Below are 16,523 nucleotides of genomic sequence, written 5' to 3'. Positions count from 1 at the left end.
CCTTATTTGTATCATTTTCCCTGCTTTCCTTTTATCCTGCTGGTAGGGGTTCTTTTACTTTGCCTTCCAGTGTCTTTGGGTCTACTGATTGTAGTTCACCGTGGTTGAGTGTCCAGCAACGGTCTGCGATCGCTAACAGATCCCCAGCATCGTGTGTCACTACTAACAGTGTCCAATCTTGTTTCAGTTTCGCCAATAAACTTACAAGTTGCCGACGCATTGACCAATCTAACCCAGCTGTGGGTTCATCCAATAACAGTAAATTTGGCTGGCGAATCAATTGTACTGCCAAAGCTAAACGCCGTTGCTGACCACCACTTAAGGCATGAGGGGCAGCGGAAAGCGATAAATGCTCTAATCCCACCTCACTCAGCGCCTGTCTAACTCGTTCTGACCCTAACTCAGGATGTCCTAAACGCAATTCTTCTAAAATCGAACCACCGCAAAAGTGCCGCTCTGGAAACTGAAATACCAACCCAGCCAATTGTTGTAGCTGTTCGGCTATCAGTTCTTGTTCCCGCCAGAAGAGTGCGCCAGTAGTGGGTTCGGCTAGTCCCGACAAAATTTCTAGTAAGGTACTTTTTCCCGAACCACTCGGGCCAATAATCAGACCTAGCTGCTGGGGTGCTAATTCCAAGTTGATCGATTTGAGAATCGCTGTTGGGCACGCTGTCGGGTGATAAATTACATTTCGGAGATAGAGCATTTGTTAAAATTACCAAAAAGTCAGCAAATTACTGATTAGCTACACTGAGAGCATCTGGAAAATTCTGGAAAAATTTCTAGCGCATTACCCGGATAAACACCTTAATTTAGCAGCAAGAATAATCCACTTTTTCTCCATTGTGGCAGACTCACCCTTAAACAATGGCTACAACAAGCCTGGGAACATGGAAAAATTACTAAAGTCAACCTTTATATAAAAAAATTTTAGTTGAAGCACAGGCAAGTTCAGATTAACCATTTTTTGCATTCTAAGTAACACATACAACTATTTCAACCGCAATTATTCTGAGGGTTAAAATGACTAAAAGGTTTTCTTCGCCTCGATTAGTAGTGTTTGCTAGACTCACTACCTTTGCTCAGACTGCTTTTGGCGCTGCCATCGCCTTTGGCGTTGCCCCTTGGGCAATCGCTCTTAATCTCTGGGTAAATCCCTCCGTGGCTGGCGATCCATTTCGCAATCGCGAACCTCATCAAATTGGCGACCAAACAGAAGCAGCTTTTAAAGCGATTTTCCAACAGGGCAACTATCCAGCGGCAGAGCGTTATCTGCAACAAGCACTATCCAAAGAGCCAAATGAACCTCTAGCTTATGCCATGAATGCATCTTTAGCATACGGAAATAAGGATTGGGTTAAACTAGACACTTACAGTCAGAAAACTCTAGAAACTGGACAAAAACTGATTGCTAGCGATCCATTGCGTGGTAATTTATACACTGCTGTTGGTTATTTTTTAGAGGGTGCAGTAGTTATTACCCGTGAGGGTACAGTCAACGGTGTGCCGCAAGCCTTTAGTCGGTTACGGCAAGTTTATGAATATTTAGACAAAGCTGAAGCAATTTCTGCTAATGATCCAGAACTGAGTTTAATCAAGGGTTATATGGATTTACTGTTGGCGGTTAATTTGCCTTTTGCTAGCCCAGATCAGGCAATTGGACGCTTAGAACAAAATGCTGCTCCTCAGTATCTCGTGGATCGGGGTATTGCTCTTGCTTACCGAGATTTAAAACGGTATCCCCAGGCCTTAGAGTATGTCAACCGGGCGCTCAAAACCACATCCGATAATCCAGAAATTTATTATCTCAAAGCCCAAATCCTGAAACAACTGGGGCAAAAAGAAAACAGCCAGCAGATGATCCAGGAAGCGATCGCTAATTTTGACAAAGCATTGACTAAAAAATCCCAACTCCCAAGCGATTTAGTCAAACAAATTGAGCGTGAACGCAGCAGGACTGTTAGCCTGAATAATCCTGGGTAATTGGGCATTGGGTGCAAAAAAGAAAAATTTTTCCCCTATTGCCTATTGTCTACTTTGATATGCTTATTTTCAGAAGAGTAGTTGAGATATTAGACGAAAATGGAGATTCAGTTCCGCGAAATTAATCCTTTTGATATATGGATTTGGCTGAAATTCAGCACAAATCCTTCTGGGCGTGAAAAGCAATATGTAGAAGAAGTTTTCAATTCCTGGTTTTATCTGGGTAAATTGGGTGCATTTAATGCCGAGAATCTCCAGGTGCAGGACACTGGACTTGATATTAGCTACATGAATTATGATGCACAAGGGTATGACAAAAGCCTGCTCGCACTGATGCACAACATTGGTGAATTTGAATACGAGGGTCAATGGGGACGTTGTTGGTTTGACTTAGGAACCAGTGATGCGATCGCTCTGGATATTTTAATCAACGCCCTCACACAGCTAAGTGAGGAATATGTCACTATTGAACAATTATACATTGGTGGCGAAAATTCAGATTGGCCGGTTGAGGATAGCGAAAGTCGTCCTCAATCTATTTACGATAATTAGTGACAAAAATGAATAAAGCAGGCGAAATTCGGGTAATAGCTTTGGGGCTAATTCGGGATGGCGAACGCATATTTCTTTCTGAAGGCTACGATCCCGTAAAGCAAGAAACATTTTATCGGGCTTTGGGCGGTGGGGTTGAATTTGCCGAAACCAGCCGTGACGCGCTACAACGGGAGTTTCAAGAGGAAATTCAAGCAGACTTAACGAATATTAATTATTTAGGTTGTATAGAGAACCTGTTTACATTTAATGGTAGGCAAGGTCATGAAATTATTCAGCTTTATCAATGTGACTTTGCTGATTCAAAATTTTATCAACTGGAAAGTTTAGTTTTTTCAGAATCAAAAAATCATAAACATAGGGCGTTATGGATAGATATCTCTCGCTTGAAATCTGGAGAATTCAAATTAGTACCTGAGGTATTTTTTGAATATTTATAAATCATCTGGAAATTTCAATGGTAGATGTAATGCCAAATAGCCCGCCGCAGGCATCGTTACAATGAAGGCCAATCCGCGTTAATTCTGCTTTAGATTTGGGAGCATTCCAAATAATTTGTCATTGCCGAACGCAGTCAAGCAATCACAAGCGTAAGTCCTATGAGAGTGTCAATTGGGTCTCAAATCATTAGATAATTCTACAATACCCCTAGACCCGTCAATCCTTACCCGTTGACCATCTTGCAGGAGCCATGTAGCACCTCGAACATCCATCACAGCGGGAATCCCATATTCACGAGCAACGATCGCACCGTGAGAAAGTCGTCCCCCAACTTCGGCAATTAATCCTCCAGCCCTTAATAACAAAGGTGCCCAGCCGGAATCTGTGTAAGGCACTACCAGAATCGTATCTTGGTCAATCTCCGGCACGTCTTGTAAATTTCGCAACACCTTCACCCTGCCTTCAGCTTGGCCCTGACTGGCTCCAATACCTTGTAAGATTTGGTCAGAGTAGAGTGCAGAGGGAGCTAAGGGGTGAGGGGGTGTATTGCCATAGACTAAAAGGGGTACTTGAATGATCTCGCTATCTTGGACGAATTGCGATCGCCTCAATTCCACTAACTCATCCAACTGCTCAATTAACCTAAAATCTTCATCCACAACTAGACGCCGCACTTCATCAAAGTCTAGAAAAAAGATATCTCCTGTTTTCTTAAGTAAGCCTGACTTTAACCAAATTTTCTCTAAAGCTAGAAAACTCCAACGCAATTCAGCCAAAATCCGTGAATAAACTTCGGTAACTCGTCCTTTGATATCTACACGCCGTTGTATAAAAGAGCGTTTGCGTTTACCAGCAAAAATGCTATTAATCGCGTCTTTAGCGCCTGATTGTGGTTCGTTACCCTGCATTAACTGCACAAACATCTGCTTAATCATCTGGGGACTCTCCCGCCAAGTGGGAACGGAAATATCAGTTCCCACTTCACTTAAATAGCCATAATCCTGAAGCAATTCGTCGAATTCTTGCAGGATCTTCTCTCCCTCTAGAGTTTGTTTTAACTGTTCAAATACTCGCTGTGGTTCAAACTCAAGCAATATCTGCTTGGCATCTGTAGCGATTGCACTCAGCGATCGCAATGCTGCCACCTCTGGGGTAACGCTGTTATCAATTTGCCCATCCTTCACCCGAAAAATCGCCTGCCGCAGGGCAGCACTTAAGGGAGCTAAAATGCTGTAATACGTCCCTTGGCGCAGCAACTCCAGAATTAAGTCAATTCTTATTAGCAGCTTGGATGGTTCCAAGTTATATATATTTTCCTGCGCCAACTGCGACAACCCAGGAATAAACCGTTTTTGATAATCCCGCTTGAAGTCCTTTTCTAAATTTAATTCCCGCTTTAGCAACTTCGCTAGTCCGGGCAAATTTTCCCAAGTTGACTTCCAAGACGGTTTACTGAATTTAGCTCCTCTGGTTAAAAATTCCAAACTTTCTGACGGCAGTCCCATGCGGAGAAAAATATCTCCTAAGAGGGATGCATTAAAGTAGGCTCTGGAATAGTGCAGAGTTGCTGTTTGGGTGAAATCTAACCCCAAGGCGCGTTCGGCTTTGCGGTTGCCGTTGGCAAAGCCTCTGGTAAAGAAGCCTCTGGAAGAGAAGCTATTGCTTAAAACTAAAGTAAAAAGTTCTCCCCAAACTCCACAAGTTAATGGACGATTAATCGACCATGTTAAAGGGTGAATTACTCCGGGAATCACTTCAGCGGCGATTTTACGTGTCCAAATGGGTAGTAGAGTGGTGATCGGTCGAGATTGCAACACCCAGAGTGTTTGACCGTCGTAACTCCACTCTATATCTTGAGGAGTGCCATGATAACGTTTTTCGAGTCGGTAAGCTAAGTATGCAACTTGCTTGATTAATGCTTGTGGGACTCGTCCTTGTCCCTCTAATTGCACAGAAGAGGAATTTTCTGTCTCAAGGACAAAAGCGCGATATTGTTCAGGTGTGACTTTTCCCGAAACGACTTGCGTCGCGCTTCCTGGAAGGGCTTCAATGATAATCGCATCACCTTGCTGAGTAATGGGATCGCGGCTAAAAGCTACACCAGAATATATACTCTGGACTTGTTGTTGAATCAGCACTGCCATTGCTGTGTCATTCAAGCCGCGATCGCGCCGATATTGCACGGCAGATGGCTGATTGTAAGAAGCTTGAACTTGGGCGATCGCTAATTGCAATGCCTGGGGGCTGGTAACATTTAAAACTGTTTCATACTGCCCAGCAGCGGAAGCCTGTTCTGAATCTTCTCCAATGGCAGAAGAACGCACCACTAAGGGAGATAATTCTGATGGCTGGAGAAATTCTGTCAACAGTTGAGGATTATCGATTGGGGCAAGTACCCACCCCTTCGGGACTGGATAGCCCCAGCGTTTAATTTGAGATAATGTAGCCGCCTTTTCTCCGACTATTGCAGCATCCAACTCTTCATCTAGAGAAACCATCACGCGATCGCCGCGTAAAAATTCCAACATCGCTTGCGATTCTGTTTGTGCCTCTTGGGCTGGCAAGTTCAGATCATCAGGAATTTTTTTGTAAATCCAGCCCATTAAACCAGCTAAGGCAACAGCAGCAAAGATTCTAGGGATATCGCTAATGTGCAGAAGTGCCACAAACAGAGGAAAAAGAAGCAAAACCCCAAATTTGACTACCCGTCTTGATTGCAGAATTGTAAAACTAATAACTGCAAAAAAAGATACGAATATTGCCACCAGTGGATCATGTACGACAAATCCCCAGACTACATTTGTCGTACCCGCCCCTCTGCCTATCCAGTATCTACCTATTACCAGAGCGATCAGCGCAATCAATTCCCAAGACGATCCCTCTGGGAAGAAAACGCGGGTGAGTAAGACTGCTGCAACTCCTTTAAAAGCTTCTGACAAGACTGCCAGAATTCCTACAAACCTACCACCGTGATAAAAGGCAGCTGATACACTAATGTTTCCTGTACCAACTTGTGATAATTGCTTGCGCGTTAGCGCGTAAGTAATCCATGCAATCAGGGGTAATCCGCCCAAAAGGGGGCAGGCAATTAAAATAACTAAGACACCCCAAGGTTCAAACATTCTGGATTTTGGATTTTAGATTTAAATTTTCCATCTAAAACCTCAAATCTCAAATCTAAAGTTTTTATGAAATTTTTGATGGTTAATAGGGCGTTTTTATTTACTAGTTGCTTAATGGACACTTGGCTACGACGGAAACCGTTTAAGACAAGTGTCCTTCTAAGCTACTAATAGTTTTAGTTTAGCGCATAGGCAGCTTGCAGCGCCCAGATGATTAGAGCTGCGATCGATCCCAGAAGCAACACGGTAGAGATAGTGACTACTTTTGGGGAATCTGCACCCTCAAATTTCATAATTCCTCGATTTAAGTCGGACACAGCTTTGTAATCCTCTTTTGTTGGGGCATGAGATATTTGTCCGTTTTGATTGTAGTCCTTCTATTTGCGGATAATGTTAAATTCCTAATATTATTTTGTTTAAGCTTGACAATTTTTCCATCACCATAATTACTTATTTCTTTAGAGGTATTAGTCTTATTTTTACAATGATGGGGAGTCGAGACTAGAAAGTGAGGAGCAGGGGAAGAAGAACTCTTGATTATTGCCTAATGCCCCATACCCAATCTTGGTCAATATGTACTAAAATCAAGGACTTGAGTCACAAAGAGAGCAATCATGGGATCCATCCGCGAGTTGCACCAACAACTAGTTAAAAAAGAACGTTCTGCCGTTGAAATTACCCAAGAAGCTTTAGAGCGCATTCAAGCCTTAGAGCCGAAATTGCACAGCTTTTTATGTGTCACCGCAGAACGGGCATTGGAGCAGGCGGGTGCTGTGGATGCCAAAATTGCTGCTGGAGAAGAAATTGGGCTGCTAGCAGGCATTCCGATTGGGATTAAAGACAATTTGTGTACCAAAGGGATTCTTACCACCTGCGCCTCCAAAATGTTGGAAAATTTTGTACCACCCTATGAATCTACAGTGACGCAAAAATTGGCAGATGCGGGGGCGGTGACGGTCGGTAAAACCAATTTGGATGAGTTTGCAATGGGTGGTTCCACAGAAAACTCTGCCTACCAAGTCACCGCGAATCCTTGGGATTTGTCACGGGTTCCGGGTGGTTCTTCTGGGGGTTCTGCAGCAGCAGTGGCGGCGCAAGAATGTGTGGTTTCCCTTGGTTCAGACACTGGCGGTTCAATTCGACAACCTGCATCCTTCTGTGGTGTTGTGGGAATAAAACCGACTTATGGATTGGTTTCCCGTTATGGATTAGTGGCTTTTGCTTCGTCTTTGGATCAAATTGGTCCATTTGGCCGCTCAGTAGAAGATACAGCAATATTGTTGAGTGCGATTGCAGGTCACGACCCTAAAGATTCTACCAGCCTGAAAGTTGCTATTTCCGACTACTCTGCTAGCTTAAAACCAGACCTCAAACCTAGAAGACGGCTAAAAATTGGTGTTATCAAAGAAACTTTTGGTGAAGGTCTGGACGCTGTGGTGGAACAAGCTGTTACCAAAGCAGTAGATGAATTACAAAGTTTGGGAGCGGAAATTCAGATCATTTCTTGTCCTAGTTTTCGTTATGGCGTACCTAGCTACTACATCATCGCCCCATCCGAAGCGTCAGCAAACCTGGCTCGTTACGATGGTGTTAAGTATGGTTACCGCGCTCCTGGTGCAGACAATCTACTGTCAATGTATACTCGTACCCGTGCTACTGGTTTTGGTGCAGAAGTCAAACGCCGAATTATGATCGGTACCTATGCCCTTTCGGCTGGCTATTACGACGCCTACTATCTGAAAGCACAAAAAGTCCGTACCCTAATTAAGCAAGACTTTGAAAAGGCTTTTGAACAAGTTGATCTGTTAGCTTGTCCTACTGTTCCCACGACAGCTTTTAAAGTAGGAGAAAAAAATACTGATCCCTTGAGTATGTACTTACTGGACTTGATGACAATTCCCGCAAATCTCGCCGGCTTACCAGGATTAAGTATACCATGCGGTTTTGATGACAAGGGATTACCAATTGGATTACAGCTAATTGCCAATGTGCTGCGAGAAGACCAACTGTTTCAAGTAGCTTATGTTTATGAGCAAGCCACTACTTGGCATCTACGTCAACCGCAAATATCTTGAAAATTATCATTAGGCATTGATTATTTCCCCCCTGTTCCCCCTGTTCCCCCTGCCCCTGCCCATTTATCAGCCTGATTAATGTTCACTGATTAGTGACGATTGACTGTTGACCATTGACTTTTTGAGTCAGGGATTCAGATGTAATTTGTGGTGGATTAAGTGTATATAAAAGACCAGCAGATGCAGCTACTAATAATAGAATGTAGGTAACAATAAGAGGGATGTATGTATTTGGTTTGTTGTCTAAATCCTTATCATTATTGGAGTCTTGGCAGACTACATTGCTTATAAGAGTATGTGATAAAGCATTTCCATCCAGTCCTAAAGCATCTCCGTAGCGACGGATGAATCCTTGAACAAAAATAGGCTCAGGCAATTCTTCAAATCGTTCTTCTTCTAAAGCTTGCAAAATACCTGCTCGAATCAGTGTTTGAGCCGCTATTTCTTCTATGCGGATGGATTTCTCTTGTCTTACTTGTCGCAAGTATGTGATTATTTCCTTTAACTGCTCTACTTGAGCTTGGTTTAAGAGCGTCACAGTCTTCTCCTGTATGGGCTAATTCTACTATTCATATAAAGACTTAAATTTGCATACGTATTTTTACTGAATAATTTATATTAGAGAAAATTTTTTATAATGGTTAGAGCCTAGATTTGAAAATGCTGAAGCTGCTCATGCTAAGTATTTTCTCTGTTGAAATACATACTTTTTAAGTAAAAAATTAGGGGATGAAAGTTAATAAATTGCAATTTTTAATACAAGTATTTTCCCAATTGCTACTCTGGGCTGGGATAATTGCAGCGCTCGCCTACTGTGCCATCTGTGTATTTCTTTTTATTGGGCAACCTCGGTTCATTTTCTTTCCCTCTACTATCATTGAAAAGACACCAGAGTTTTTTAATCTCCCTTATGAAGAGGTTTGGTTACCTGTAGTAGTTAAAACAAGCAAGGTAGAACACATTCACGGTTGGTGGATAGAAGCCAAGCAACCCAATGCTAAGGTATTACTATACTTACACGGTAACGGTATCAATATTGGCGCAAACATAGCTCATGCCAATCGGTTTCATCAACTAGGGTTTTCGCTATTGCTGATTGATTATCGGGGTTATGGTCGCAGTGAGGGTATGTTTCCCAACGAAAAGCGGGTTTATGAAGATGCAGTCATAGCTTGGAATTACTTGGTGCAGCAACAAAAGATTCCACCTAGCCAAATTTTTCTTTATGGACATTCTCTGGGGGGTGCGATCGCCATCGATTTGGCAGTGAAACACCCCCAAGCCGCTGGTTTGATTGTGGAAAGCTCTTTTACATCCATCCGCGATTTAATAACTTATCGAAACATGTTTTGGATGTTTCCTGTGGATTTAATCTTGACACAGCGGTTTAATTCCATTAAAAAATTGCCAAACTTAAAAATGCCAGTTTTATTCATTCATGGCGCTGGTGATTCGACTGTACCCTCTTTCATGAGCCAAAAACTGTATGCCGTTGCTCCCGAACCAAAGCAACTATTGTTGGTTCCAGGAGGAGATCATAACGACACAGCAGTAGTTGCCGGTTTGCAATATTTGCAATGGGTAGAGTCTTTTGTGCAACAAGTGCAAGCTAGTAGCTATTTGAATTCCTGAGCATTCATCAGCTTCAACTAGCTTTGCGTTGGTGCAGCCTACCGCAGGCATCGCTTATGGTGTTGGCACAGTTTTACTTCAAAAATCTTCATCAAAATTATATTCCGATATATCGCGATATATTCCGATATATCGTATAGTAGAGAAAGTTGATGTGAGATTCATTTATGTTTAGACGCTTTCGGTCACGTTTCGACGCACCTGCATGGGCAGGAGTTAGCGAAAATGATTCATTGTTTGTTAGGTCTTGGTTTGGGCATGGCAAGCATCATGGTAGAGATCATGGCAAACACTTCGCCAATGAAATGTTTGGTCGTAGTTGGGGAGATGAACATCGGACTCGTCGGGGTGACATCAAGTTCATCTTGCTGGAATTGTTATCTGAGCATCCTAGTCATGGTTACGACCTGATTAAAGAGATGGAAACCCGTTATGGTGGTTTTCGTCGCCTCAGTCCTGGCTCAGTGTATCCAACACTCCAATTACTAGAGGAAGGTGGTTATCTCAAGAGCGCACAGGAAGGTGGCAAGCGGATTTACACGATCACCGATGAGGGTAGACAATTATTGGCAGAACGTGCCCAACAGGAAACTTCAGACTCTCCTTGGGATACCTTCAAAAGTTTCGTGACAGGTAAGCCTCAAGAGTTTATTGAGTTGCGGAATGCCGCAACAGAATTAGCTGCTGTTGTGGTGCAGGTTGCTCGCAGTGGCAATATGGAGCGAATAAATCGGGTGCGTGAGCTTTTAGAGCAAGTTAAACGGGAAATTTACGCGATTCTTGCTGAGAAATGAGTAGAGACAGAAAATTACACTTTCGCTTTTAAGGTGTCTCTACTCTAAAAGTTCTAAATTTTGCGCTCAAATATTAGAAGCGATCGCACTTAAATTTGGCTCAATCAGTGAGTTCAGGAATGTCCACAACTGCAAATCAGTAAAATCTGGTATTGCCATAAATGCGCCGACTTCCTGCAAAAGTTGGGGATCGTGGGTGGAGGCGATGCCAATAGTGCGGATACCTGCGCTCACCGCCGCCCAAATCCCAGAGGGAGAATCTTCTAAGGCGATCGCTTCTTCTGCTGTAATCCCCAACTTATTCAGGGCAACTAAGTAGGGCGCAGGGTCGGGTTTACCTGCAATACAATCATCCGCTAAAACAATTGTATGAAAAACTTCTTTGATTCCCAAAACTTCTAGCATAAATTCTGCATTTAATCTAGGGGCATTAGTTACCAATGCCCGTTTTAACTGATGTGTATCTGTCCATGCCAGTAGTTCAGAAAATCCACTCAGCGGTTTAAGATGCGGGGCGAGTTTGCGGAAAAGCGCCTCTTTTTCGTCTGCAAATTTTTGCCCTTCTGCTACTGATAATTGTGGCAGAATGTCTTTGACAATTTCTGGATTTAGCCGCCCACTAATTTGGGATTTATAAAATGTTTCGTCAATTTCAATGCTGAAATTTAACAGCATTTCCTGCCAAGCTCGGTAATGTATAGGGTCAGTGTTGACAATAGTGCCGTCTAGGTCAAAGAGAATTGCAGCCAACATGATTTTTGGGTAAAATGTAAATAATTGTTAACTTAATTTAAATAGTTTACATTGTTTTTTTATCTTTATACAGCGCAAAAAGTCACAAATTAATCTGCTAAATCCTAAAATTTATACTCGATTAGGCATGTAAGGGCAGACAGGTAGAGCCTCTCAAGTAACTGTCGTATAATTGATAACCTTCAATGTAAGCAAATGCTAGCCGCTACAAACTCTTTTCGCGTTGATGATTTACTAGTACAGATTTACAACTCTGAAGTCAAAATGGCCCAAGATGTTGCAGGAATCGCGCAAAAGCATTTACAGCAAGTTCTTATACAACAGGATACAGCTGCTGTATTGTTAGCAACAGGTAACTCCCAACTCAAATTTCTTAATACTTTGATTGCATTGGGTGGTGTAGATTGGTCACGGATTATTCTGTTCCATCTAGATGAATATTTGGGAATTACTGCTGACCATTCTGCCAGTTTCCGGTGCTATATGCGAGAACGTGTAGAGAAGCTGGTTGTTCCAAAGGAATTTCACTATATAGAAGGTGATACATTGCAACCAGTGGCAGAGTGCGATCGCTACACTAAATTACTGCAAGCACAACCAATTGACTTATGCTGTCTTGGTGTTGGCGAAAATGGACATTTGGCTTTTAACGATCCAGCAGTAGCAAATTTTCAAGATCCTTACAGTGTGAAACTAGTGAAACTGGATATAGTAAACCGTCAGCAACAAGTAAGCACAGGTCACTTTCCGAATCTAGAAACTGTCCCACAGTATGCTTTTACTGTCACCATCCCGACGATTTGTTCAGCTAAAAAAATTCTCTGTCTTGCTCCAGAAACACGTAAAGCGAATGTGGTAAAACAGATGTTGCAAGGAGCTATAAGTACAGATTGTCCGGCTTCTATTCTGCGTCAACAACCCCAAGCAACGTTATTTTTAGACGTAAATTCTGCTAGTTTGCTCTTGTGAGGGAGTAGGAAGTGAGGCGGGTGAGAAGTCAGCAAATTTACCCCAATGTTGTTATACTTTTTAAGTAAGTAAGTGGGCGTGAATAATTAAAAGTTTGTAGTAAGGGCTGGAGCCGCTTACTATGAGCCAAGGTATCGAATGCTGCCATCAACAGAAAGTGTATCCCCTCCTACTAGCAATCCAAAAAAACCCCAAGACCTTTTCTTAGTATGCGGACTCCAAAGTTTAGGGCAACATTGTGTTGCAGTCCTAAAGGAATACGATGTTAAAGTCAGTGCCATTGACGATGTGCAGCCCGAACATTGGGAAGTCTCAGAAGTACCTAGCTTACTAGAAAAGTTAATCATCGGAGACTGCCGCCAGCCAAGCGTTTTAGAGCAGGCAGGTATAGGGCAGTGTCGGTCAATACTTTTAGTGACAAGAAATGAGCGGGTGAATATAGAAGCTGCGTTTGCAGCACGGCGTCTTAATCCGCATGTTCGCCTGATTGTACGTTCTGACAAACAAAATTTCAACAAACTTTTGGATGAAAATTTAGGCAATTTTGTTGCCTTTGAGCCTACCCATCTCTCAGCTTATGCCTTTGCTCTAGCAGCTCTTGGATCTGAAGCTATTGGATATTTCACCTTAGAAGGGCAACTATTGCAAGTAATAAAGCATCAAGTACAAGCGAAGGATAATTGGTGCAATGGCAAGCCAGTACATAGACTCAATCTCACAACTCGCCGCATCTTGAGTCACACACCTATTTTATCTTATCCACTCAGAGAATTGTTTGAGTGGGACCCAGAAGCAGAAGTTCAGGTAGGAGACACACTGGTTTACATTGATGTTGCATACGAACTGGCTTTATCTGAGCAACACGGGAAATCTTATAGCCAAAAGTGGCAGTGGCAACAGTTTGTTCAAGGCATCACAGCAAAGAATCTCAAGGATAAAATAGCGCAATTTTGGCAATCTTACTACCAAAGCCAAAATCAAATCCGGCGAATTGCAACAATCTATGCAGTTACCGTACTCATCCTGTGGCTTGTTGGAATAATTCTTTACCGCTTGTATTATCCTCACATCAGCCTGCAAGAAGCTTTCTATGCGACAGCAGTCTTGCTCTTGGGAGGATACGGAGATTTATTTGGCGGTGTTGAGTTTACATCACAATCACAACCCTCAGACTATATTCCGTGGTGGTTGCGGTTCTTTAGTCTGGGACTCACATTGATAGGCCAAGCTTTTGTGGGAGTATTATATGCACTGGTGACTGATGCTCTTGTCACTTCAAGATTCCAGTTTTTCAATTCCCGTCCTCCGATGCCACAACGCAACCATGTGGTGATTATTGGCTTAAATCGCTTGGGACAGAGAGTGGCTGCTCTTTTGCAAGAACTTAACCAGCCGTTAGTAGGAATTCATACTACCACTGTCGACCAAGACACTTTACCCGATATGCCCCTTATCATTGGCAATGCTAGCGAAGCATTAACTAAGGTAAATCTTTCCCGTGCTAAAAGCATTGTTTTAGTTGGGGACGATAACATGGAAAATCTGGAAATTGGTTTGATGGCTCATGCAATGAACCCCGTTACTAGCTTGATTATCCGCTCTCAAGATCGTCATTTTAGTAATAATATAGCCCCTCTGTTTCCCTATGCTCAAGTTCTGTGTGGCGCGGCTTTGTCGGCGGAAGTCTTTGCTTGTGCTGCCTTTGGAGAAAATGTTCTGAGCTTGTTTCACTTGAGCGAGCAAATAGTCATGGTGACGGAATACAAGATTGAAGATGGCGATACCCTCAATGGGTTGCTTCTATCTGAAATAGCCTATGGCTACAGTGTTGTACCGATTCTCTACCAGAAATATCGGCGAGACAATTATTCCTTGATGCCCTGGTATGATGTTAAGCTTTATGCTGGCGATCGCTTGATTGTTTTAGCCACAAGCAGTAGTTTGCAGCGAATTGAATGGGGTGAAATGCTGCCTCGCCTTTGGCAGGTGCAGATTGAAAAAGCTCTGACTACAAATGCTATGATGTATGGTGCTGAAGAAATAGTCTTGATTACGGGATGTAGTTCTGCTACTGCTAGGCAATGGATAAATAATTTGCCTGGAGTGTTACCAATACAACTTTATAAACATCAAGCTCAACGTCTTGTGCGTGAGCTAACAAAAGTACAAGTTTTGGCAAATGTAATCTTCATTGGGCAAGGTAGTAACTCAACTTGAGCGAACTGGTGTGTGATTGTAGGGGCGCAATATCAATGTATTGTGCCCCTATGCATGTGGTTTAACCGCTGTAATAGCCTGAAGTTTACACAAACACCGATGATTGTACGTCTTTTACAGTGTGGTGAATACTATTTAGAACGAGGAGAACCTGTTACTTCATTAGGATCGCTATAAGCCCGGATTTTATCACGATTACGAGGCAGAAAACCAAATAAACCGCCTAGACCAAGTAAACCTAGCCAACCCCAATCGAAACCGCGATCATCGCTAGTTGGTTGAGAAGTTGTGATGGCTGTATTCCTGTTAGTACCTGTAGTGTCAGTACCTGAGCTAGTGCCACTGCCTGTAGTGTCAGTGCCTGTTGTGCCACCACCTGTAGTTCCACCACTGCCTGTAGTGTCAGTGCCTGTTGTGCCACCACCTGTAGTTCCACCAGTACCTGTAGTGTCAGTGCCTGTTGTGCCACCACCTGTAGTTCCACCAGTACCTGTAGTGTCAGTGCCCGTTGTGCCACCACCTGTAGTTCCACCAGTACCTGTAGTGTCAGTGCCTGTTGTGCCTGTACCAGTACCTGTTGTGCCAGTGCCTGTACCAGTACCTGTTGTGCCAGTGCCTGTACCAGTACCTGTTGTGCCAGTGCCTGTACCAGTACCTGTTGTGCCAGTGCCTGTACCAGTACCTGTTGTACCAGTGCCTGTACCAGTACCTGTTGTACCAGTACCTGTTGTGCCAGTACCTGTTGTGCCAGTGCCTGTTGTGCCAGTGCCTGAGCTAGTGCCTCCACTGGAGCTTCCGCTGCTGGAGCCTCCGCTGCCGGAGCCTCCACTACCGGAGCCTCCGCTGCCGGAGCCTCCACTACCGGAGCCTCCGCTTTGGGCATAAACAGAAGGAGGTAAAGACAAAGAAGCGAAACTGATGGCAAAGACAGTAGCCAAAACAGCTTTAGAGAAATTAATAGGCTTCATGGTTATGGTTCCTTTTTTTTCTAGATTTCTGTGATTGATTTTCAAAACCGATATTAGTCTACTCAATCGACTACTAAATTAGGTAAATTTTGACAGGACACATCCAAAAGTATTTCACCTAGTTTATTTTGGAACAATTTAAAGTATTTAAAGCTCACACAATAACTTAGAATTCCTCATAATAAAACTAATTCGTAATCGGTAATTACTAATTTACGATTGTGAACCCATGACTAAACTTGCTGTTCACAACGAAATCAGGTAGGATTGCTATACAAACCTTTAATTATTCACACTCACCTATTTAATAAGTACAAGTGAGCGCTAAGTTAAATAGGATTTTCACCTCAAGAAATATTATGACTTTATTGACATTAGCTTTTAGTTAGTTGGATAGAAATAAACTAGAAATTTTAAGCAGCCAGATACTGCCAGTGGTTGAGACTGTGTTTAAGAAGACTCTACAATAATATTTCACCTGAGAACTTATAACTTCATACTTCAGGTGTGTCTTACCTTAGACTTCAGGAATATTTTTAACCCTATCTACAGGTGATGGAAGCCGAGTGCGATCGCGAGCTAGGATTAATTAACGCTCTACTAGACTTACAACGGCTGGAAAGCTTATCTTATCCAATTATTACACCTGATGCGTTGCTCTTACAACACTAGTTACCTTGGGTTATTGAGCCGTTTAAAATCCGTCTTCAAGAACATCAGCAAACTCTACAGATAAATCTCCCTTCAAATCTCCTGTCGCTGTTCTCAGATGGCATTAGCTTGAAACGAATCTTAGAGGATGTTTGAAAAGTATAAGAGCGTGTGTTTCACTACCCTGGCTACTGAGAAGCTACTACAAGAGAATCGGAGTTTTGGGATTTGAGAGCGCACCCCTGAGTCGCACTTGAGGCTCAAGCCGACCCTTTTCAGACATCCTCTAAGCTCGACTTTATCCATTTTTGATTTAATCAAGCAGCGTAAACAGCAATATCTCTCAAACGCTCAAATAAAAGACGA

General features: G+C 42.8%; 14 protein-coding genes. 8 read left to right on the top strand and 6 right to left on the bottom strand.

The features are described 5' to 3' along the window. Positions 1–31: 31 nt before the first annotated feature. Positions 32–706 (bottom strand): ABC transporter ATP-binding protein, encoded by a 675-nt coding sequence (locus V7K21_RS04110; protein ID WP_335171776.1) that lies wholly within the window; start codon positions 704–706, stop codon positions 32–34. Positions 707–1,023: 317 nt separating this feature from the next. Here V7K21_RS04110 and V7K21_RS04105 point away from each other — a divergent pair, with 317 nt between their 5' ends. The 3 genes from V7K21_RS04105 to V7K21_RS04095 all read left to right on the top strand — a co-directional run bounded on the left by V7K21_RS04105 (position 1,024) and on the right by V7K21_RS04095 (position 2,975). Next, positions 1,024–1,983 carry a Sll0314/Alr1548 family TPR repeat-containing protein gene (locus tag V7K21_RS04105; protein ID WP_335171774.1) on the top strand — a complete coding sequence of 320 codons (960 nt, stop codon included), beginning with the start codon at positions 1,024–1,026 and terminating at the stop codon, positions 1,981–1,983. Positions 1,984–2,082: 99 nt separating this feature from the next. After that, positions 2,083–2,535, top strand: coding sequence for a DUF3531 family protein (locus tag V7K21_RS04100; protein ID WP_335171772.1), 453 nt, complete (start codon positions 2,083–2,085; stop codon positions 2,533–2,535). A gap of 8 nt (positions 2,536–2,543) precedes the next feature. Continuing rightward, complete coding sequence (locus V7K21_RS04095) at positions 2,544–2,975, top strand: NUDIX hydrolase (protein ID WP_334721733.1); 432 nt, start codon at positions 2,544–2,546, stop codon at positions 2,973–2,975. A gap of 168 nt (positions 2,976–3,143) precedes the next feature. Here V7K21_RS04095 and V7K21_RS04090 read toward each other — a convergent pair whose 3' ends face one another. Both V7K21_RS04090 and V7K21_RS04085 read right to left on the bottom strand, forming a co-directional pair. Beyond that, positions 3,144–6,098: a glycerol-3-phosphate acyltransferase gene (locus V7K21_RS04090; RefSeq protein WP_335171770.1), complete on the bottom strand. Its 2,955-nt coding sequence runs from the start codon at positions 6,096–6,098 to the stop codon at positions 3,144–3,146. Positions 6,099–6,274: 176 nt separating this feature from the next. Continuing rightward, positions 6,275–6,415, bottom strand: a complete 141-nt coding sequence (locus V7K21_RS04085; protein WP_041565237.1) for a hypothetical protein — start codon at positions 6,413–6,415, stop codon at positions 6,275–6,277. A 297-nt stretch (positions 6,416–6,712) separates the two neighbouring features. On the opposite strand from V7K21_RS04085, the gene gatA reads away from it, so the two are divergent. After that, on the top strand, positions 6,713–8,173 hold the full coding sequence (gene gatA / locus V7K21_RS04080) for an Asp-tRNA(Asn)/Glu-tRNA(Gln) amidotransferase subunit GatA (RefSeq protein ID WP_335171768.1): 1,461 nt from the start codon (positions 6,713–6,715) through the stop codon (positions 8,171–8,173). Positions 8,174–8,255: 82 nt separating this feature from the next. Here gatA and V7K21_RS04075 read toward each other — a convergent pair whose 3' ends face one another. Next, the gene (locus V7K21_RS04075) at positions 8,256–8,711 is read right to left on the bottom strand and encodes a helix-turn-helix domain-containing protein (protein ID WP_335171766.1); all 456 of its coding nucleotides are present in this window, start codon (positions 8,709–8,711) and stop codon (positions 8,256–8,258) included. Between the two features lie 191 nt (positions 8,712–8,902). Between V7K21_RS04075 and V7K21_RS04070 the strand changes: the two genes are divergently transcribed. Together V7K21_RS04070 and V7K21_RS04065 are read left to right on the top strand one after the other, a co-directional pair. Then, positions 8,903–9,805, top strand: coding sequence for an alpha/beta hydrolase (locus V7K21_RS04070; protein ID WP_335171764.1), 903 nt, complete (start codon positions 8,903–8,905; stop codon positions 9,803–9,805). 167 nt (positions 9,806–9,972) lie between these two features. Further along, on the top strand, positions 9,973–10,599 hold the full coding sequence (locus V7K21_RS04065; RefSeq protein WP_335171761.1) for a PadR family transcriptional regulator: 627 nt from the start codon (positions 9,973–9,975) through the stop codon (positions 10,597–10,599). Between the two features lie 66 nt (positions 10,600–10,665). Here the strand turns inward: V7K21_RS04065 and V7K21_RS04060 are convergent, their stop codons facing one another. Next, on the bottom strand, positions 10,666–11,352 hold the full coding sequence (locus tag V7K21_RS04060) for an HAD family hydrolase (protein WP_335171759.1): 687 nt from the start codon (positions 11,350–11,352) through the stop codon (positions 10,666–10,668). A 195-nt stretch (positions 11,353–11,547) separates the two neighbouring features. Between V7K21_RS04060 and V7K21_RS04055 the strand changes: the two genes are divergently transcribed. Continuing rightward, complete coding sequence (locus V7K21_RS04055; protein WP_335171757.1) at positions 11,548–12,321, top strand: glucosamine-6-phosphate deaminase; 774 nt, start codon at positions 11,548–11,550, stop codon at positions 12,319–12,321. A gap of 138 nt (positions 12,322–12,459) precedes the next feature. Continuing rightward, the gene (locus tag V7K21_RS04050; RefSeq protein ID WP_335171755.1) at positions 12,460–14,538 is read left to right on the top strand and encodes a potassium channel family protein; all 2,079 of its coding nucleotides are present in this window, start codon (positions 12,460–12,462) and stop codon (positions 14,536–14,538) included. Positions 14,539–14,669: 131 nt separating this feature from the next. Here V7K21_RS04050 and V7K21_RS04045 read toward each other — a convergent pair whose 3' ends face one another. After that, positions 14,670–15,506, bottom strand: coding sequence for a hypothetical protein (locus V7K21_RS04045; RefSeq protein ID WP_335171753.1), 837 nt, complete (start codon positions 15,504–15,506; stop codon positions 14,670–14,672). Between the last annotated feature and the right edge of the window lie 1,017 nt (positions 15,507–16,523).

This window comes from Nostoc sp. (assembly GCF_036919595.1).
In the GTDB taxonomy this organism is placed as follows: Bacteria; Cyanobacteriota; Cyanobacteriia; order Cyanobacteriales; family Nostocaceae; genus Nostoc.
This window is presented reverse-complemented; position numbering and strand designations above follow the sequence as displayed.